This window comes from Peptostreptococcus sp. (assembly GCF_036639115.1).
Classification (GTDB): Bacteria; Bacillota; Clostridia; order Peptostreptococcales; family Peptostreptococcaceae; genus Peptostreptococcus.
Window position 1 is genome coordinate 292,777 of the sequence record NZ_JAVWJH010000001.1, and the last position, 19,859, is coordinate 312,635.

Sequence of the window (19,859 nt, forward strand, 5' to 3'; positions counted from 1 at the left end):
TTAGTGAAAATATGGAGCAAAATAACTATACAATTGAATAAATAAAGGAGTTTTGTATGGAAAGAAAAAAAACAGATAAAATACTTATCTATCTGTATTATACACTGGGGTTTGCAGTGCTTGCTGGTATTATAGTGACTATTTTCTATATGAACAACAAGAGTCTAGTGTACAATTCAGATGCATTAGTACAACATTATCCAACTCAGTTTTATTTGAGTGATTTTTTTGCGAATTTGTTTAGTGGCGCAGAAAAATTCAACTTTAATCTTGGACTAGGACAGGATGTAATGGCTACTTATCATTACTATGGTCTAACAGATCCATTAAATATTTTGCTAGGAATTTTTAGCTGGGTTGATCCTAACTTACTTTATTATATTAGTCTTGGACTTAGAATGTATCTCGCTGGAATTGCTTTTGTATATATGTGTATACATTTTCAAAAAAACAACAAAGCAATAGCCTTAGGTGCGTTGATATATACATTTTCAAACTATTCACTATCAGGTGGACTGATGCATCCGTATTTTGTAAATGCGATGATTTTGATGCCCTTGATGATAGTTGGTGTGGATAAAATGATAAGGTACAACAAAGTTACATTTTTTATAGTTGTATCAACTTTATCTATTTTTATGAATGTATATTTTTCATATATAATAGCGATACTAGCATTTGTATATGCTATAGTAAGTATTCTTTTTCAACTTAAAAAAATTGGTTTTTCAAAAACAATGATTTTATTTGGAAGAGGGATTATAAGTTATATAATTTCGGTTATGATAGCTGGGGCGGTATTGCTTCCAGTTGCATATGGATTTTTAAATAGTTATAGAAATCAATCTTTGGCGTATGATATACCTTTGGTGGTAGGTGGAGAAGATTTTATACACTATTTTATGGATATGTTTAAAGCACCTAATATATCGAGCTTTGTAATGTTAGGAATATCGGTAGTAACTTTATTTGCAATTATAAGTTTGTTTTCAAATAAGGGAAATAAAAAAATAAAGATTTTGTTTTTCCTATTAATATTGTTAATAACAGTTCCAAAGCTTCAAAGCGCTATAACAGGGTTTTCGTATGACAATTATAGATGGTATTTTGTAGTTGAGCTAATGTTTGCATATATATTTGTGGATCAGTTTGAAAACCTCTTAAATATGGATAGTTTTAGGAAAAATATTTTAAGAATTATACTTATTGCATATATGGGAATGTATATATATGTTGAGGTAAATACAGCAAATGCAAGATCTATTGATTTGAAATCAAAGACATTTTTGGCAAATATGTTACCAGTTTTAATAACTATTGCGATAATGTTTATATTATCTAGGAAAAGTGGAAAAATTAAAAGATCAGCTTTTTCTATTATGATATTTGTAGCTTTGGGAATAAATATGGGTGTATATGGCTATGATGCCTTGAAGCAAGATGTATTGATGGACTTTAGCCAAATGGATAAGATACTACAGGATGATACTTTAAAGGCTGTATCTAAAACAACTAAAGGAACTCTAGATCGAGTAGATAATTCAGATCAGAAAAGTATGAATTTTTCAGATATATTTGGATATCCATCTTCTTCAGTATATTATAGTATAGAAAATAAGAATCTCTCAAAGTTTAATATGGTCTATAGAAATGCAAAGGCATCTCCAATAACAAGAGTACATAACTTTGACAGTAGAGCAATACTAGATGATATAATGTCAGTAAAATATTATGTAAAAGGAAATGATGATAGAGTACCTTATGGTTTTGTTAATGTAGGACACGAAAATCTTTATATAAATAAAAACTATATTCCTTTTGGTTTTACATATGAAAACTATATAAAACCATATGAAGTTGCCTCTTTGAGTACTTTAGACATGCAAGAAGCAATGATGAGAGCATGTCTAATAGAAGACAATATAGGTGATGTAAAGCATCTAAATTCTGGCGTTTTGAGTGATATTAAACTAAAGGGAAGGGATTTAGAAGTAAAGAGTGATTTAAATGGAAAAGTAACGGCTGGTTCAGGATATAATGTAGATATAGAGTGTGATGTTCCAAATGACGGTGAACTCTATATTAAACTTCCAGACGTAGATTCTATAAAAGGAGTCGAAAGAATATATCTTACAAATGGTAAGAGTTATTCTACTATAGATCTTACAAAGCCAAGCTCTAAATGGTACACAGGCGAAAAAGATGTAATTATAAATGCTGGGTTTGTAAAAAAGGGACATAGAAAACTTACATTAAACTTACCAACTGAATCTGAATTTATAATGGAAGATATATCATTGGAACTTAGAGAGATGAATGTAGTAGATGAATATTCAAAAGAATTAGGAAAAGAACATCTTGAAGACCTTGAACTATTAAATAATGGTTTTACGGGTAATATATCTAATGAAGGCAATAAGCTTATGTTTATATCTATTCCTTATGACAAGGGGTGGAGCGCAAAGATTGATGGAGTGGAGTCCAAAATCTATAAGGCTAACGTAGGGTTTATGGCAGTTAAGTTAGAGCCAGGTGAACACACAGTAGAATTTAAGTATGATAGGCCGTATCAAAGTATGGGATATATTGTATCAATATTGGGTATAATACTTTTTATACTTTATAAAATAAAAAGAGTAAGTATAAAGGAAGAGGAAGAATACACAGGAAAGCATTCAAGGGCCGAGGGTTGGTCAAATAATGATGAAGAATAATATTAAAATTGTATTCTAAAAAAATAAAAACATAATATATTGCTGGCCTTTAAAAATTGTCAGCAGTATATTGTGTATATACTTTTGCTAAAGGAAGGTGAATAAGATGGCAGGAATAAAGGTATTGGCTACAAATAAAAAAGCAAGACATGACTATTTCATAGATGAGGTATATGAGTGTGGAATAGAGCTAAAAGGAACAGAAGTAAAATCTATAAGAAACGGAAAAATAAACCTTAAAGAAGGATATGCTTCAGTTGATAATGGAGAAGTATTTTTGAAGCAAGTACACATAAGTCCTTATGAACAGGGAAATATAAATAACGTTGATCCATTAAGGGTAAGAAAGTTGCTTTTACATAAGTATGAAATTAAAAAATTGATAGGGGCAATTACCATTAAAGGATATTCTTTGGTTCCACTAAGAGTATATTTAAAAAATAGTAGAGTAAAGATAGAGATTGGTCTAGCTAGGGGTAAAAAATTATATGACAAGAGACAAGATCTTGCAAAAAAGGATGCCCAGAGAAGAATTCAGAGGGAATTAAGTCCAAAGTATTGATTTTAGGATTGTTTTATAGTAAAATAGTATTACTAGATAGCCTTAGTATTGATGCGTTTGATACTGAAGGTTTTATCCGGGGATGCACCGGTTTCGACGTGGGTTTTGAAGTTGGGGCTGCATGTCGTGTTACTCTGGGTCACGTAAAAACTGGGGAAATTTAAAACAAACGCAAACGAAGAAAATTTATTAGCTGCCTAGTGTAGCTTGTCCCTCTTAGTCTACCTGCCGATTAAGAGCTGACACCATTTATGCAGGAAACTGCTCTTGGGGTGCCTTGACCTAGAGTAGAACAATTAAGGCCGGACAAATTTGACACCTGTCACTCGGTATCAAAGGAGTCGAGAACATTGAAGAGCTGACTAAACATGTAGATGCAACGATGAATTGGCTTACGGACAGGGGTTCGACTCCCCTCATCTCCACCAAATTATGGTGAAGCTTATGGAAATACTAAACTAAAGTTTGGTATTTCCTTTTTTATTACAAAAATATACAGCAATAGATAAAATGTTAAAGAATCATAAAAAACTAATATAAGTTAATATATATAAATAATTATAGAGAGATTCTATGTAAAAAATAGGTGAAACTTTAAATATAGATTTATCAATGATTTCTTCGGATAGTGAGTTTGTAACAGAGATAATTGTAAAAGTTTTGAAATTATAGTTGACTATGATATTGTGATAAGCTTTATAATTAACTTATAGACAAGAGGAGGTTTTGATGAATAAAAAAATAAAAGTTCTTTTTTTACTATTAGCAGTATTGATTTTGTTTGGAGGGGTTATGAATAAATATTATACAAATAATTATAAAGCTATAAACGAGGATTCTTACTATATGCCTGCAGAAGATGATAAACATGAAGGAACTTGGTTACAATGGCCACATAAGTATACATATGGAGCTAGCTATCAAAAAAGTATAGAAGATATTTGGATTACAATGACAAGGCACTTATCTAAGGGTGAAAATGTACATATAATTGCATATAATAATAAAGAAAAAAATAGAATAGACGGACTTTTAAAAAAAGAAAAAATTAATATGGAAAAAATAGATTTTTTTGTGGAAAAAAATGATGATGTTTGGGTAAGAGATAATGGCCCAATATTTGTCTATGATAGGGATAATGAATTGAAAATTTTAGATTGGGGATTTAATGGTTGGGGCAAGAAAGAACCTTATAAAAAATCTAATGCAGTAGTGAAAAATTTAAGTGAAAAGTTAGAAATTGAAAGAATAGATTTAAAGGATCTTGTCTTGGAAGGTGGAGCAGTTGAGCTAGATGGGAATGGAACTTTTTTAGCAACAAAGAGCTCAATATTAAATAAAAATAGAAATAAAAAATTCACTCAAAAGGAACTAGAAGACTATGTAGGAAAAATTTATGGAGTGGAAAATTTCATATGGTTAGATGGTGAACCTGGGATAGATATAACAGATTTTCACATTGATGGATTTGCAAAATTTTACAACAACTCAACAATTATAGCTCTAGATAAGAGTGACTTAAAAGAGTGGGGAGTAAGTGAACATGATATTGAAATTTTATTGGGTGCCAAAAATATAGATAAAGAAAAATATAAATATAAATATTTACCTTTGACAAAAGAAAATGTTAAATTAAAAGGTGGTAAAGATCTAGGTTATAAAGGCAGTTATATAAACTTCTATATAGCAAATAAAGTCATACTTGTTCCTAATTACAATGATTCAAATGACAATATTGCTAATAATATAATAGAAAATTTGTATCCAAATAAAGAAGTAGTAGGGATCGATGTTAGAGAGTTATATAAAGAAGGTGGGATGATTCACTGTGTTACTCAGCAACAAGCAGTAAATTTAAAAAATAAAGTGGAAAAATTTTGATCGCACAAAAATCATTTCGATTATAAATCAATACAAACTACTTCAAAAATGGTATAATCTTATCAAGAGCTTGAGAATAAATTTTAATATATTATAAATTCTAAAATATTTTGTAATTGAGAACAAATACAAGATTGTTTTTATTTAAGTAATAAAAATATATTTTTCTCTAGATGAATTTTATAAGTAGATATATAATTAAATATTTTTATGGGATGTAGCAATATTTTAGTTGATAAAAGTAATATACTATTTGAAGGAGGTATTTTATGAAGTATAAAAAATTTTTAGCTACAATTTGTTTGATGTCAATATTTTTGACTTCATGTGCTAGTAATACGCAAACTGCTACTAGCTCTGAAAATCTATGGAAGAAAAACCCTGTTGATGTGGTGTCAAGATACGTTGAAAATCTTGGAAATGAAAAAAGAGTTGAATGCGTTTATACCGATATTGATATCGACGCTAGTAAAAAATCCACGAAAGTTAATTTTATCGATACTAAAAAGGATGATGAATCAAAGAAGTTGGATGAAGATTACAATAAAGCTATAGAAAGCAGTGAGCTTATATCTGTTAAAACGGACGATCATCAAAAAGAGAATGAAAATCCAATAGAGATAAAGGATAAAAAAGGAAAAACGGTTAAACTGTATGATCCGATTACACTAGATGTTTCATTTAAAACTAATTACAAGAAAAATGCATCACTAGCATTGCCTTTTGAAAAAGATTATCCAAATGAAAGCATATTTATGTTAGCTAGGGATGCTAATGGTGATTATAAGATTCTTTCTATTTTTAAATAATATTTATAAATATAGAGTTTACGACTGAGATATTTTAAATCGAAGATATTTTAAATCGAAGATATTTTAAATCGAAGATATTTTAAATCGAAGATATTTGATTAGTAGATCATATACATATACATAAAATATATTTTATGAAAAAGAGTGTATTTATTTTAAATACACTCTTTTTATTTGATATAGTATTTTTTCGAGATGGCAATTTTAATTATCATTATTTTTATCTGTTTCTTTAAGATCACTAGTTTCTATAATATTGCTAGGTATTTTTGGCTTTTTCACGTTGTCATAATCAATTTTAGAAGTCATAGTGATCTTTACAGGAGGATTAGTTCCACCCTTATGATCTAAATAGTATGATAATTTGTTTTCTAAAGTTGTGTCCACTTGGTATTTAACAATTTTAGAAGTTTGTTGGTCAATCCAATAATATGATTTTGTACCTCGTTTAAGAATTTTTATTGTATCTTTTATTTCTTTGTTTTTTTCAAGATCTGGACGAGAAGAAATATTTTTAATGATTGCATTGAGATAATCAAGTTTTCTATTGGAAGAAATCTTAATAGTTCTATGACCATCTACTATTTCTTCTTTTATTACTTCATAGTCAGAGATGTTTCCTTCTAAGCTTAAAAGATCTAAAATATAAGGAACTTCACTACTTGAAAGTGAAAGATCTCTCTGAACGTTAAAGGCTTCTTTATCATTAATTCCATTATATACATCAACTTTATTATTGTTTATAACATAATAGATAATTGCATCTCCTAGACTACCCTTATTAGCAATCTTTATGATATTTGGTTTGTTTTTAAGGTCAATGGTATGGACAGTTTTTCCATATACCTTGTCTTTATTTTTATATTCCTGATAGACATCTGTAGAAATTGTCCTGCTTCTAGTCTTCATATTGCTCGAACTATTTACAGAAATAGCTTTTTCTAAGAAGTTTTCTTGCTTATTATTTGCAATATTCTGTCTGTTACAGGCAACGAGGCTCAAACAGACAATACTCATAGCTATAATGGTTAATTTTTTCATGGTACAACCTCCTTTTTATATATTAATTTGATTATATCATATTGCTGTTAATAAGTGTTTACAAATGTTATGTGTAAATAGAGCAGCTTTTAATAGGTAGCGTTAATATGATTATTAACTATAAAATAATTTTATTTTATTTGTAAAATATTGGCAAATGCCTATAAAAATAAATTGTATTATAGTAGATAGGATTCAATTGTAAGTGCTAGCGATTGATTTTATAAATCGTTTAGATATATAATAGGAATACTTAAGCCCGATTTCGGTTGTATAATAGAGTGTTTTATAGTAAAATTGTATTGTATATAAGGTAGAAAATGGAGATTTTATGAGAAAAATATTGGATTTATATGATAAATACAAAGAAATAATCAATTATATAATATTTGGAGGCTTAACAACTCTGGTTAACTTTGTTGTATATTTTGCATGTATAGGTATGTTTTCAATACACTATTTACTAGCAAATGTTATAGCATGGTTTTTATCAGTTGTATTTGCCTATGTAACCAATAGACTGTTTGTTTTTGAGAAAGTTAATTTTTCTATCCACTCTATATTTAGAGAGATAGTCCTATTCTTTGGAGCAAGATTACTTTCGGGAGCAATAGAAACGGGATCACTATTTGTTATGGTAGGATTGATTGGCGTAAGTGATAAGATATCAAAGCTGATAGTAGCGGTAATAGTAGTAATATTAAACTATATATTTAGTAAGCTGATAGTATTTAAGAAATACAGATAAGTTTTTATAATATCTGTAATTTATAATGTAGTATATATAGTCTAATATAGGTATATAAGTAATAAATTGTATTAACATTACTAAATACTAGATTGGACATGGGGGAGAACTGTTACAGACAAACAAATGTTAGTCTAGGGAAGTTTAGTAGTTTGATGAAAAGAAATATTCAAATACGATATGTGTTTAGATACAATACTTATATTTAGTTTAGTGGGGGATAATATATGTTTTTATCGGTGATAGTTCCTTGTTATAATGAGGAAGAAATGGTAGAACAATTTTATACAGAAGTATTAGAACACATCAAAAAAAATGAAAATTTCTCTAGTTATGAATTTATATTCATAGATGATGGATCTAGGGACAAAACTTTATCGAAAGTAAAAAAACTAAGAGAAAAGGATGACTCTGTAAGGTATGTTTCTTTTTCTAGAAACTTTGGTAAGGAAGCAGGCATATATGCTGGCTTAAAGTCTAGCAAGGGAGACTTGATAGTTCTTATGGATGCAGACCTTCAACATCCTCCTAGCTTATTTAGAAAGATGAGTGAGCTTATAATCAATGAAGGGTATGATAGTGTAGGTGCAATAAGAGAAGACAGAAAAGGTGAAGGCAAGATTAAAAGCTTTTTGAGTCGTCAATTTTATAAGTTTATAAATAAGATATCAGATACATATATAGAGGAAAATTCAACTGACTATAGAATGATGACAAGGTCATTTGTTGATTCGGTATTGGAGTTATCAGAATATAACAGGTTCACAAAAGGTATCTTTAGTTGGGTAGGATATAAAAATACCAAAATAAAGTACGAAAATGTAGAAAGAGAAAATGGAACAAGTAAGTGGAGTTTGTTGAGTTTATTTAAGTATTCATTAGAAGGAATTATTTCGTTTTCAACAATGCCACTTATATTTTCTAGTCTTCTTGGAATAATATGTTTTCTGGTATCCATTGTTATGCTTTTGATATTCTTTATTAAAGCAGTGGCATTTGGGGACCCTGTTCAGGGATTTCCAACAATAATATGTGCAATATTCTTTTTAGGAGGTATTCAACTTCTAAGTATAGGCGTATTGGGACAGTATCTTGCTAAGAGCTACCTAGAAGTCAAAAATAGACCAATCTATATAGCTAAAGAAACATCCGAAAAGAAAAAATAAAGTAAAAATAAGTGTAATTAAATTATAATTGCATGGTAAGTAAAAAAATATACTGAAAATATATTTGGATAAGCTATTCATATAAACTTAAAAAATATGGATAAGCATTTGAAACTATTCAAATACAAGTAGTAGGAGGAAATATGACAGCAAAGAAGGATTTAAAAAAGAAAAAATCCAAAAAAAAGGCGAACAAGACTAATTCTAAACCAAACAGAAATCTAGGTGCAGATAAAGTTGAAAAACAAAAGCCGATAGCAGAAGTAGTATCAAAGGATAAAAGTATAGCAATTATATCGCTAATTCAGACATCCTTGGTAATGGCACTTTCGATAGCTATGATTTTGGCAAAACCTGGCAAAGGAATCGGACAGAAAATTATAGATCAAAATATTTTCTTGAGTGAAAAAATATTGACGAACAGTGTTTTGATAGCATTTGAAATAATAATAGTAGTATTTGCAGTATTTTTTGTATATAAGAGTCTTAAAAATGCAAAGCTCAAGAAGTTTTATTATACAGGAATAGTGCTTTTGACTATAGCATTTGCTTACTGTGTGACACAAAGTGTTGATAATTTTGCTGTATATTCTTATGGAGTAATAGTTGCATTGCTTGTAGCAATTCTTCAGATGGTTAAATTACGTTTTATATCAAGAATTGAAGTAACTTACAAAGATGAGGAAGTAACGGAAGCTTAGTAAGTTATTTAGTATTAATATTTTGATATAATAAAGAATAACATTAAGTAAATAGGGTAAATTAATTATAGGAAATATTATTTAAGAAAGGGTGATTTAAATGGCAGTAGTAGAGTTAACTGTTTGTCCACTGGGAACTGGAACAACAAGTGCAAGTAAGTATGTTGCAGGGGCTCAGCAAGTATTAGAAGAGCAGAATAAAGTGAAGTACCTTCTAAACCCAATGGGAACAGTGATGGAAGGAAATATAGATGATATATTTGCACTTATAAGAAAGATACAAGAAGACGTATTTGATAAGGGTGTTGATAGAGTGTATTCTATAATCAAAGTGGATGATAGACGTGACAAAATAGCAACTATGGAACAGAAGCTAGAGTCAGTTAAATCAAAACTAGAAAAATAAGTTTACTTATTAATTGGTTTGTCTATAAAAGTTAATAATTAGAGAAGTTATAATAAGGGGCATTGAAATTTCAATGTCTCTTTTAAATTTCAAACAAAAGATTGAAGATAGTGATATAATTCTTATAGGTGTACAATAGAATTTATATAAAAACTTATAAAATTAATTAGAGAATGCTTAAAAATAATCAAAAAATAAATTGGAGAAGAAAAGATTTATTAAGTCAATCAAAAACCAAACAAACTTTAATAAATCTTAATAAATGCATTTGTTTTTTTTAAGGATTTTGTGATATTATTAGAATCTAAATATATAATGGAGGTTGTTATGGAATTACATGACAGTATAGCAAAAATTGTTTTAGAAAATCCTATTAGGATAGTCTTTAGTAATAAAAAAAATAAAGATAGTGAATATGAAAAGATAAAGATAAATCTAACAAATTTGAAAAATAAAGAAATATATCAAGTTGAAAAATTTACTGATAAGCAAGTTTTTCATAAAAATATTGAGAAAGAAGATCTTGAAGAAACAATGATATCTTTGATGGAGAACTTTAAGCAGATGTCTGCTATATCAAATGAGTATAACTTTGATATTAGAATTTCTAAAAAAGGAAAAGTATTTTTCTCAAAACATGAGCAAAAAAACAAAGTGAATATTAGCTCAAGTCATAATAAAAAGAAAAATTATATATTACAAGAGGGAATGATCATTCCTCCTTTGATAGACCTTGGTGTATTTACTAAAGAAGGTAAGGTAGTAAATTCTAAATACGACAAATTTAAACAGATAAATAGATTCGTAGAGATAATTGATCATGAAGTAAAAAATATTGAAAAAGATTACTCAAAAGAAAGTGAAAATGTGTTACATATACTTGATTTTGGTTGTGGAAAATCGTATTTAACATTTATTATATATTATTATTTTACAGAAATAAAAGAAATGAATGTCAAAATTACAGGATTGGATCTTAAGAGGGATGTTATCCAAAATTGTAATGAAGTGGCAGAAAAATATAACTACGAAAATTTAAAATTTGAGTTAGGTGATATTAATGGATTCAAGTATGAGAACAATGTGGATATGGTAATTACATTGCATGCTTGTGATACAGCAACTGACTATGCCTTATTTAATGCAATAAATTGGAATGCAAAGATGATATTTTCAGTTCCTTGTTGTCAGCATGAAATAAACTCTACAATTAAGCCAAATAGTCTGGATATTATAACAAAATATGGAATTATTCAAGAAAGAGTATCAGCACTCTTTACTGATGCAATAAGAGCAAATTTATTGGAGGCTATGGGATATAAAACGCAGCTATTAGAGTTTATAGATATAGAACACTCTCCTAAAAACATACTTATAAGGGCGGTGAAATCGAATATAAGTAATGAAAAAAAGAAAAGGGCTATTGATGAAGTGGAAAAAATTAGAGCAGAATTTAACTTTGAACAAACTCTATATTCTCTATTAAAGGAAAGGTTGTAGAATATATTAAAGTTTTGTAAATACGCTTCTTTATATAAAACAAGAAATTTATAAGCGAAAACTTCAAATTTTAAATTAGAATTTGCAAATAAGTGTATTAGCTAGCAATTTGTGGTATTAAATAAATGATGGTTAATATAAAAATAAATTTCATTATAAAAACTAGTCAAAACCTAAACTCTAGCAAAAAATAAGGTTTATATATAAATATATAACTAAATTGGATAAAAATAAAAAAAATATATAGAGAAGTTACAAAAATGAAAAAAAAACGAATAAATAACTTGGAATTATTACAATAAAGAAAAAAATGATAAAAATTAATATTCACAAGAAAAATAGTGATATAATAGAGTACAAACTTAAAAAATAATATGGAATAATATGAGGTATGGAGAATGAAGAAACTAAAGTATATAATCCTCCCTATTCTTATTGGTGTGGCTTTTGCTTTTGGTCTTAATCAGTATTTGAATAAAAAAAACACAGAAATGTTGCAAACAAAGGACCTATACATGATGTTGCACGATACAAAGAGTCTAGTGAAGGATAAAGGGGTTTTTGCCAATAACCACTTGATGAAAAATGGCGATATTATGATGCTTGGATCATCTGAGCTAAGTCATTCAACAAAACAACATCCAGACTACTATTTTAATACTGGAAGAACAAAAAACAAGGTAATTACAGTTGGAAGAGCATATACTCAAACATTGCAAGATGCAAGTATAGTTGGAAGCTTGGACAATAATATACCAGAAAAAAAGGTGGTATTATTGCTTTCAATGCAGTGGTTTATGGATAAAGAGGGTGTGTCATCACATCATTTCCAGACTAGATTTTCGCCAATACAATTTTATAGATTTTTAGATAATCCGAAGATATCTGATGATGTAAAGTATAGGTATGCAAAAAGAGTTGATGAGCTATTGAAAAATCCTGGAGAGTATAGAGATGAAGCTCTATATGCAAAGATGTATCTAGATGAATCAGCAAAAGGTAATGTGATGAGGACAATGTTTAATCCTTATTATTCTGTAAGAGAATCGATGGTAGCTCTAAAAGACAAGGGTATTACCTATAAAAAATTAGATTCTATGTATGATAAAACAGAAGTGAACTACAATATTAAGGGTAAAATTAACTGGGAAGAAGAAATGAAAAAAGCGCAAAGCGATGCAGAAAAAAGAGTCGGCAAAAAAGCTGAAGTTTTGGGTGGAAATAGACTTTATATAGATAAGGGATACTATAGACAGTATATACATAATAAGGATGATTATTTCAAGGATGTTTACGACTATGTAGATTTAACAAGTTCTAGAGAATTTGAAGATTTATCAATATTTTTAGATACTTGTAGAGATTTAGGTGTTAAACCTACAATAGTATTAATACCTGGAATGAATGAATTTTATGATTACACAGGAATAGATAAAAAAGATAGAACAGAATTTTTTGATAAAGTTAGAAAAACAATCAAACCATATGATTACAACTTGGTAGATTTGACAAAAAATGAGACAAGAAGATATTACTTAAGAGATGTAATGCATATTGGTACAGTTGGTTGGGTAGACCTTTGTGGTCAATTGTATAATATTTATGAAAGATAGGTGATTTAAGTGGATAATAAAAAATATATTTATATGTCTATACTAATAGCAGCAGCTATAATAATGTGTATATTGGTATTTACTTTTCTTCCATTTAAAGAACTTCCATTTATTTATAATGAATTTTAGTCGGAGGTGAAAATATGAATAATATTGTTAGAGGAGTAAAAAAATATTCTAAAACTGATAGAATTGCAGTTATATGCGAAGGTGATACTTTGACATATAAGGATTTGGATAAGTATTCAGATTTGATAGCAAATTATATCCTAAATAAGTATGATGAAAAAATCCCAGTGGCGATTTATGCCAACAAAGAAAGATTGATTCTTCCTTGTATGATAGGAGCGTTAAAGTCAGGTAGAGCATATGTTCCTATGGATGTAAGTTTTCCAGAGCAAAGAGTTAAAGATGTATTGTCTTCAGTAAAACCAAATATTTTATTTAATTTTTCCGATGAAGAGTTCTTTTTTGATGAAGATGGAAGTATTAAAGAAGAATTTAAAGATATAGAAATAATAGATAGAAAAAAACTTGAAGAATTTATAATAGAAAATTTAGATGGAGAACTATCAAAAGAAGTTCCTGAAGATATGTGGGTGGATAGAGATGAAGACTCCTATATTTTATTTACATCGGGGTCTACTGGTAAGCCAAAGGGCGTAGAAATTAGCACATATAATTTGGATAGCTTTATCAGCTGGATGAGTCCTATATTGGGTCTCGATGGAAGCGAAAAGGTAGTAATGGACCAACCTGCTTACTCATTTGATTTGAGTGTATCACAGCTTTATCCAGGCATTACAAATGGAGCATGCTTATACTCATTATCAAAAAAAATAGTTGCGGATTTTAGGTCATTATTTACAGAAATGAAAAAGTCAAATATGGAAGTTTGGGTGTCAACACCTTCTTTTGCTGGTATGTGTTTAGCTGATAAAGATTTTGATGAAAATCTTCTCCCAAATCTTAGAAAGATGCTATTTATAGGAGAGGTACTTCCAGTTGAAGTAGCAAAAAAATTATATGAGAGATTCCCAAAGATTGAGGTAATTAATGGGTATGGACCTACAGAGGCAACAGTAGGAATCAGCCACGTGGTAATTGAGGATAAGCATATAAATTCAGGAGATAGTCTTCCAGTTGGTGTTCCTATGCCAAACTGTACAATAAAGATATTAGATGAAGATGGAAATGAAGTAAAACAGGGAGAAAAGGGTGAAATATCCATAATAGGGCCATCAGTATCCAAAGGTTATTATAAAAATGAAGAAAAAACGAAAAAAAGTTTTTATATAGACAATAGTGCAAATATGGATAAGAAAGGTGATAGTCTTGATGAGGAGTTAAACGAGCTTAGATTTAGAGCCTATAGAACTGGTGATATGGGAATGATGTTAGCAGATGGAAATATTAAGTATAGTGGAAGAAAAGATTTCCAAATAAAGTTACATGGTTATAGAATTGAAATAGAAGATATAGAAAATAATTTGAGAAAATTAAAAAATATAAAAAATGCAGTTGTATTGCCTATTTATAAAAATGAAAAAATAGCTTATTTAAAGGCATTTGTTGAGTTAGAAGAGGAAAATGATAAAAGCAATCTTAAAAATCAGATAGCTATAAAAAAACAATTATCTGAATTAATACCTGAGTATATGATTCCTAGAAATATAACTGTAATAAGCTCATTTCCAATGAATACAAATGGAAAAATAGATAGAAAAAAACTTTCTGAAGAAGTTTAAGTAGGGGGGAGACATGAAGTTTTCACAATATGAAGGATATCTATATATGTATATTCTGCTTCTTACTATGATTCCAGCAGTTGCTCTTGGTATATTTGAGAAAAAAATCAAGTACTATGGAATGTTAGCTACAGCCTTAATGATATATTTAATTGTAGGCTTGGATGTGCAGTTTAGATATTTGGCGATATTTATGCTATGGGAGATGGCCCTGATATTTATATATAAGGCTATTAGGAAGAATAAAAAATCTAAATGGACCTTTAGAATATTTTTATTTGCAACCATGCTTCCATTAATAATCAATAAGATTTCTCCAATGACATCATTTGGCGTGATTGGATTTATAGGTATATCATACCTAAGTTTTAGAACTATACAAATAGTTATAGAAATATATGATGGGGCTATAGAAGAATTGGGATTTTTGGACACTCTTTACTTTGTTTTGTTTTTTCCTACATTAAGTTCTGGCCCTATAGATAGATCAAGAAGATTTGACGAAGAAATAAATAAGCTTATAACTAGAAAAGAATATATAGATGGATATTTAATACCTGGTATTAAAAAAATATTTCAAGGAGTTTTGTATAAGTTTGCGATAGCGACTTTGATACACTTGTTTTGGGTCAGTAAAGTCCATCCAACGCCACATGCAATTTCTATAATATCCTATATGTATGCATATACGCTTTATCTGTTCTTTGATTTTGCGGGCTACAGTTTGATCGCAGTTGGAACAAGCTATATATTCGGAGTGCATGCTCCAGACAACTTTAATAAACCATTTTTAAGTAAAGATATGAAAGAATTCTGGACTAGATGGCACATTAGTTTGTCTAGATGGTTCGGTGATTATATATTTTCAAGATATGTATTAAATGCTATGAGAAAGAAAAAGTTCAAAAAAAGAGCCACAGCATCACATGTAGCACAGATGATTACAATGACGACTATGGGATTTTGGCATGGATTTACTTGGTACTATGTAGCATATGGTGTATATCAGGGATTAGCTCTAGTTTTGACTGATGAATTTACAAAGAAATCAAAGATATATAAAAAGTATAAAAAAGAAAAATGGTTCCAATATTTACAGATTGTAGTAACTTTCCATATAGTTTGTTTTGGTATGTTGATATTTTCTGGATTTTTAAATCATTATATTAAATTTATATAGAAAAAGTAATAAAAAAATATTGCATGTAAAAAATAATAATATAATAAGCAAAACTATAAAGATATGATATAATATTAAAAATAATAGCTGAAACTGATTTGAAAAATCATACAGAAGTTTTAGGAAGAAGATTAAAAAGTTTTAGAATAGATATCCTATACTTAAGAAAAAAAGATATCCTAACTAAGGGAAAATAAGTTAATTCTAATTTATTTGAGTTGTAAAATTTTCTTATCGATTATGGAATAGCTAAGCTTTTTATAATATAATATTAGTCTATAAATAGAAAGAATGAACGGTAGAACAAAGGAATTTGAAGGAGGTAGAATATTTAATGGATTTACAAGAAAAAGTAATAGAAATATTTGAAGAAGTATTGGGAACAGATGAAATTAAAGATGATCTTGATTTGGACATGTTTGAAAACGAGTTATTAGACTCTTTGGCAATTATAGAAGTTTTGTTGGGGATTGAAGAAAAGTTAGGCTTATCGCTTCAACCAACTGATTTAGAGAGAAAAGATATGGCTACAGTGAATAATTTGGTAGCTTTTCTAAAGCCAAGATTACAATAATTTCATAGTATAATGCTAAAAATAAATAAAAAGAGAGAATCTGAAAACTGGTACTCTCTTTTTTATTATAGAAATTCACGATTTTAATTATTATTTTCATCTATTTGGGGTATTATAAAAAGATGGAAAAAATATTTGAAATATTATTTTTCAATAAAAATTCATTAAAAAATACAAGGATTTTGTATTTTTAATCTAGAAAATGAAAATACATATAAAGTACAAGTAAAAAAACATTGATACGAAAAAGTAATGATAATTATCATATATTACATAAATTGACATCTAATCACAAACTGTACAAAAATAAGTAACAATCTGGTAAATAAGTGTTGAATAGAGATTTATTTATGATAAACTATAGTATGGTAAGTTTTATATATTATAATACTTATGGCAATTTCACTGCGCAAATTCTATGGTTGTGTAGTTTAAAATAATGATAATTGTTATTGAAAGGGAGTAGAAATGTCAAGAGTTGCTAGGAAGAGACTTGAGAAGGAAGCTAGAAAAAATAATAGAAGATTTCCTTTTGGAAGGAAAAAAGCTCGCTCTACTGACTTTAATATAGATATGGAAGATATAGATAATATATCTGAGGGCTCACGTTCAAATGATGAAAATCTGGATGTGAATCAAACTATAAAAAATGGAGATAGGGTAAGTGATAACTTAAATGATGGTAATGTTGCTATGAATTTGCCATCAACTAAGAAACAAAAATCAGGCATTTTAGATAAAAATATTGAAAGAATGAAAAATGAAACTAGTTCAGGATCAATTTTTTCGTCGGGTGATACTATGGTCGCGGTTCCCAAAAAAATGAAAACAGCGGACAATATAATTTCTGTAGAAGATGAGAGAATGTACTTTGAAAGAAAACAAAGACGGATGAAAAAGGGCCTATCATATGATGATGATGTATTAACAGTAAATGATATACATACTGCAGAAGATGATAAATACAATAGAAATTTTGATTCTCAAGATATGGATGATTTAAACGATAAGCCAGAAGAAAATATTAATGAGATCAAGAAAATAGATATAAAAGAAGCTCCTTTTGAAGATGTTGTAAGAGTGGCGGAGTCGAGACTTGCAGCAGAGAAGGAAAATCAAAAGAAAATAGCTCTAGAAAAAAAGAAAGAGTTGGAAAAACAGCAAATATTATATAATCAAAAGAAGGTAGAATTAGCGGAAAAAGAGGGAATAGAAGTGGCAGACAAGGACAAGAAAACATTAAAGGGACCAGAGCTATCTGATTCAAATAATAATTCAGATAAGGCTAATCTAGATAAGGGTTCAAACAGCAATAATAATTTAAATAATAATGAAAAAGAAGAACATGATAGAAAAGAAAAAGGATTAAGAGAACAAATAAAAAAAGAACAAGAATTGAAATTAGCAGAACTTAAGTCAGAAACAGAAAAAGAAAAGAAAAAATCATCAAAAGAAAAACAAGAAGATAAAAAATCAGAAGAAAAGTTAGAAGATAAAAATCAAGAAGAAAAGAAAACAAAAGAAGAAGTAGATCAGGATCAAGAGACAGAAGATCAGGAAATAGAAGAAATATATGAAGAAAATGAATCAGTAAATGATTTTGATCAAGATCCTGAAAATGGTGGAAAGTTCAAAAAGTTTATGAAGAAGTTCTTAAAGGTAGCTGCTATTGCACTGGTTGCTGTATATGCGATTGGATGTGTGGTATTTAATAATAGATTCTTTATAAATACAAAAGTAAATGGAATGGATGTATCATTTAAGACTCCAGCTCAGTTAGATAGTATGGCAGAGGAAAGAGTAAATGGTTATAAGATACAAATTGATGGAAGAAACAATGTAAAAGATGAGCTTCAAGGAACAGATGTAGACATGAAGTATGTTAAAGATGGAAGTTCAAAAAAAGTCAAGGCAGAGCAAGGATTCTTTGGATGGCCTGTTGCTTTATTTAGTGGAGAAGAAATCGATGGAAAACTAAATGTAGAGATCGATGAAGCAAAATTAAATAATGCTGTTGAGGACTTCAATGTATTTAAGAAGGAATATGTAAAAGAACCTGTAAGTGCATATCCAAGATATTCTGAAAAAGAAAAGAAAATGATAGTAGATAAAGGTGAATTAGGAAGTATGCCTATTGAATCTAAGGTTGTAAAGTTTGTAGATGATTCTGTAAAAGCTCAGGCTGAAACTACAAAATATCCAAATGAAGTATACAAACCTCAAAAGAATAAGGCAGATGATCCAAGAATACCAAAAGCAATAGCTGAGATGGAAAAGTACACTGGTATGACTGTAGAATATGATTTTGGATATGAAAAGTATATACTTGATGGAAAAGAAATCAGTAAAATGTTTAATGTTGATTCTGAAAATGACTACAAGGTAACATTTAGTAAGGAAAATGTTAGAGAGTTTGTAAGAAATCTAAGCAGAAAATATTCTACTTATGGAGATACAAGAGAAATACCTTCAGCATCCACTGGTGGAAAACTAAAGGTAAGTGGTGGAGTATATGGTTGGTTGATAGATAGAGATGGCGAAACAGACGAGCTAGTAAAGATTATTCAGGCTGGTAAGGATGTAAAGGGAAGAGAACCTCTATACCAGCAAAAGGCAATAACAAAAGACAAAAATGATATGGGTAATGAATTTATAGAAATAGATCTATCAAAGCAGCATATGTGGTTTGTAAAAGATGGAGAACCGATAGTGTCTACTCCTATAGTAACTGGAAATCCAAATCAGGGAGATGCAACACCTCCAGGGATATATCCTATTACATATAAGACAAGAAATGCAGTTCTTAGAGGACCAGGATATGCATCACCAGTTTCATTCTGGATACCATTTAATGGAAATATAGGTATACATGACGCAAGTTGGCAGCCAATATATGGTGGAAGTAGATATCTATATGCTGGATCACATGGTTGTATAAATACTCCTTATGATAAGGTAGCACAGATATATGAATATGCAAAAGAAGGTATGCCAGTAGCAGTACATTATTAATTTAAAAATAAGATGCCGAAATAGTATTAAAATATTGAAAATATAAATACTAAATATAGTATCTAATCAGATAAAATACACGGTAAAAATCAGTATGTTGATTTTTACCGTGTATTTTTTATTTAATGGGGTATAATATAGTATGTCGGTTTTTTTATTGGATTCGATAATATGAAATTTTTGTAGAGTGACTTTGAGTAG

15 protein-coding genes and 1 other RNA gene are annotated in these 19,859 nt (G+C 28.9%); 15 read left to right on the plus strand and 1 reads right to left on the minus strand.

What is annotated here, in order from left to right:
- Positions 1-56 precede the first annotated feature (56 nt).
- The 5 genes from RR561_RS01165 (at position 57) to RR561_RS01185 (ending at position 5,966) form a co-directional block, all read left to right on the plus strand.
- The gene (locus tag RR561_RS01165) at positions 57-2,714 is read left to right on the plus strand and encodes a YfhO family protein (protein ID WP_332505603.1); all 2,658 of its coding nucleotides are present in this window, start codon (positions 57-59) and stop codon (positions 2,712-2,714) included.
- A 106-nt stretch (positions 2,715-2,820) separates the two neighbouring features.
- Entirely contained in the window at positions 2,821-3,276 is a 456-nt protein-coding gene (gene smpB / locus RR561_RS01170; RefSeq protein WP_332505604.1) for an SsrA-binding protein SmpB, read from the plus strand.
- A gap of 78 nt (positions 3,277-3,354) precedes the next feature.
- Positions 3,355-3,704: a transfer-messenger RNA gene (gene ssrA, locus RR561_RS01175) on the plus strand.
- 301 nt (positions 3,705-4,005) lie between these two features.
- Positions 4,006-5,157, plus strand: a complete 1,152-nt coding sequence (locus tag RR561_RS01180) for an agmatine deiminase family protein (RefSeq protein WP_332505605.1) — start codon at positions 4,006-4,008, stop codon at positions 5,155-5,157.
- Positions 5,158-5,426: 269 nt separating this feature from the next.
- Positions 5,427-5,966: a hypothetical protein gene (locus RR561_RS01185; protein WP_332505606.1), complete on the plus strand. Its 540-nt coding sequence runs from the start codon at positions 5,427-5,429 to the stop codon at positions 5,964-5,966.
- Positions 5,967-6,173: 207 nt separating this feature from the next.
- Here the strand turns inward: RR561_RS01185 and RR561_RS01190 are convergent, their stop codons facing one another.
- Positions 6,174-7,010 carry a hypothetical protein gene (locus RR561_RS01190; RefSeq protein WP_332505607.1) on the minus strand — a complete coding sequence of 279 codons (837 nt, stop codon included), beginning with the start codon at positions 7,008-7,010 and terminating at the stop codon, positions 6,174-6,176.
- A gap of 331 nt (positions 7,011-7,341) precedes the next feature.
- Between RR561_RS01190 and RR561_RS01195 the strand changes: the two genes are divergently transcribed.
- The 10 genes from RR561_RS01195 to RR561_RS01240 all read left to right on the plus strand — a co-directional run bounded on the left by RR561_RS01195 (position 7,342) and on the right by RR561_RS01240 (position 19,658).
- Positions 7,342-7,758: a GtrA family protein gene (locus RR561_RS01195; protein ID WP_332505608.1), complete on the plus strand. Its 417-nt coding sequence runs from the start codon at positions 7,342-7,344 to the stop codon at positions 7,756-7,758.
- A gap of 227 nt (positions 7,759-7,985) precedes the next feature.
- The gene (locus RR561_RS01200) at positions 7,986-8,924 is read left to right on the plus strand and encodes a glycosyltransferase family 2 protein (protein WP_332505609.1); all 939 of its coding nucleotides are present in this window, start codon (positions 7,986-7,988) and stop codon (positions 8,922-8,924) included.
- Positions 8,925-9,067: 143 nt separating this feature from the next.
- A complete protein-coding gene (locus RR561_RS01205; protein ID WP_332505610.1) occupies positions 9,068-9,625 on the plus strand; it encodes a hypothetical protein in 558 nt (185 codons plus the stop codon).
- 100 nt (positions 9,626-9,725) lie between these two features.
- Positions 9,726-10,031, plus strand: coding sequence for an MTH1187 family thiamine-binding protein (locus tag RR561_RS01210; RefSeq protein ID WP_332505611.1), 306 nt, complete (start codon positions 9,726-9,728; stop codon positions 10,029-10,031).
- A gap of 327 nt (positions 10,032-10,358) precedes the next feature.
- The gene (locus RR561_RS01215) at positions 10,359-11,531 is read left to right on the plus strand and encodes a class I SAM-dependent methyltransferase (protein ID WP_332505612.1); all 1,173 of its coding nucleotides are present in this window, start codon (positions 10,359-10,361) and stop codon (positions 11,529-11,531) included.
- 398 nt (positions 11,532-11,929) lie between these two features.
- Positions 11,930-13,144, plus strand: coding sequence for a D-alanyl-lipoteichoic acid biosynthesis protein DltD (gene dltD / locus RR561_RS01220; RefSeq protein ID WP_332505613.1), 1,215 nt, complete (start codon positions 11,930-11,932; stop codon positions 13,142-13,144).
- A gap of 143 nt (positions 13,145-13,287) precedes the next feature.
- Entirely contained in the window at positions 13,288-14,892 is a 1,605-nt protein-coding gene (gene dltA / locus RR561_RS01225; protein ID WP_332505614.1) for a D-alanine--poly(phosphoribitol) ligase subunit DltA, read from the plus strand.
- A 13-nt stretch (positions 14,893-14,905) separates the two neighbouring features.
- Positions 14,906-16,072 (plus strand): D-alanyl-lipoteichoic acid biosynthesis protein DltB, encoded by a 1,167-nt coding sequence (gene dltB / locus RR561_RS01230; RefSeq protein WP_332505615.1) that lies wholly within the window; start codon positions 14,906-14,908, stop codon positions 16,070-16,072.
- Between the two features lie 334 nt (positions 16,073-16,406).
- A complete protein-coding gene (gene dltC / locus RR561_RS01235) occupies positions 16,407-16,646 on the plus strand; it encodes a D-alanine--poly(phosphoribitol) ligase subunit DltC (protein WP_332505616.1) in 240 nt (79 codons plus the stop codon).
- A 468-nt stretch (positions 16,647-17,114) separates the two neighbouring features.
- Positions 17,115-19,658: a L,D-transpeptidase family protein gene (locus RR561_RS01240; protein ID WP_332505617.1), complete on the plus strand. Its 2,544-nt coding sequence runs from the start codon at positions 17,115-17,117 to the stop codon at positions 19,656-19,658.
- The last annotated feature ends 201 nt before the right edge of the window (positions 19,659-19,859 follow it).

Coding starts and splice junctions, on each gene's coding strand:
- RR561_RS01165 (WP_332505603.1), top strand. CDS start 57: ATGGAAAGAAAAAAAACAGATAAAATACTTATCTATCTGTATTATACA.
- dltA (WP_332505614.1), top strand. CDS start 13,288: ATGAATAATATTGTTAGAGGAGTAAAAAAATATTCTAAAACTGATAGA.
- RR561_RS01200 (WP_332505609.1), top strand. CDS start 7,986: ATGTTTTTATCGGTGATAGTTCCTTGTTATAATGAGGAAGAAATGGTA.
- dltB (WP_332505615.1), top strand. CDS start 14,906: ATGAAGTTTTCACAATATGAAGGATATCTATATATGTATATTCTGCTT.
- RR561_RS01185 (WP_332505606.1), top strand. CDS start 5,427: ATGAAGTATAAAAAATTTTTAGCTACAATTTGTTTGATGTCAATATTT.
- RR561_RS01180 (WP_332505605.1), top strand. CDS start 4,006: ATGAATAAAAAAATAAAAGTTCTTTTTTTACTATTAGCAGTATTGATT.
- RR561_RS01240 (WP_332505617.1), top strand. CDS start 17,115: ATGTCAAGAGTTGCTAGGAAGAGACTTGAGAAGGAAGCTAGAAAAAAT.
- smpB (WP_332505604.1), top strand. CDS start 2,821: ATGGCAGGAATAAAGGTATTGGCTACAAATAAAAAAGCAAGACATGAC.
- dltD (WP_332505613.1), top strand. CDS start 11,930: ATGAAGAAACTAAAGTATATAATCCTCCCTATTCTTATTGGTGTGGCT.
- RR561_RS01190 (WP_332505607.1), bottom strand. CDS start 7,010: ATGAAAAAATTAACCATTATAGCTATGAGTATTGTCTGTTTGAGCCTC.
- RR561_RS01195 (WP_332505608.1), top strand. CDS start 7,342: ATGAGAAAAATATTGGATTTATATGATAAATACAAAGAAATAATCAAT.
- RR561_RS01215 (WP_332505612.1), top strand. CDS start 10,359: ATGGAATTACATGACAGTATAGCAAAAATTGTTTTAGAAAATCCTATT.
- RR561_RS01205 (WP_332505610.1), top strand. CDS start 9,068: ATGACAGCAAAGAAGGATTTAAAAAAGAAAAAATCCAAAAAAAAGGCG.
- RR561_RS01210 (WP_332505611.1), top strand. CDS start 9,726: ATGGCAGTAGTAGAGTTAACTGTTTGTCCACTGGGAACTGGAACAACA.
- dltC (WP_332505616.1), top strand. CDS start 16,407: ATGGATTTACAAGAAAAAGTAATAGAAATATTTGAAGAAGTATTGGGA.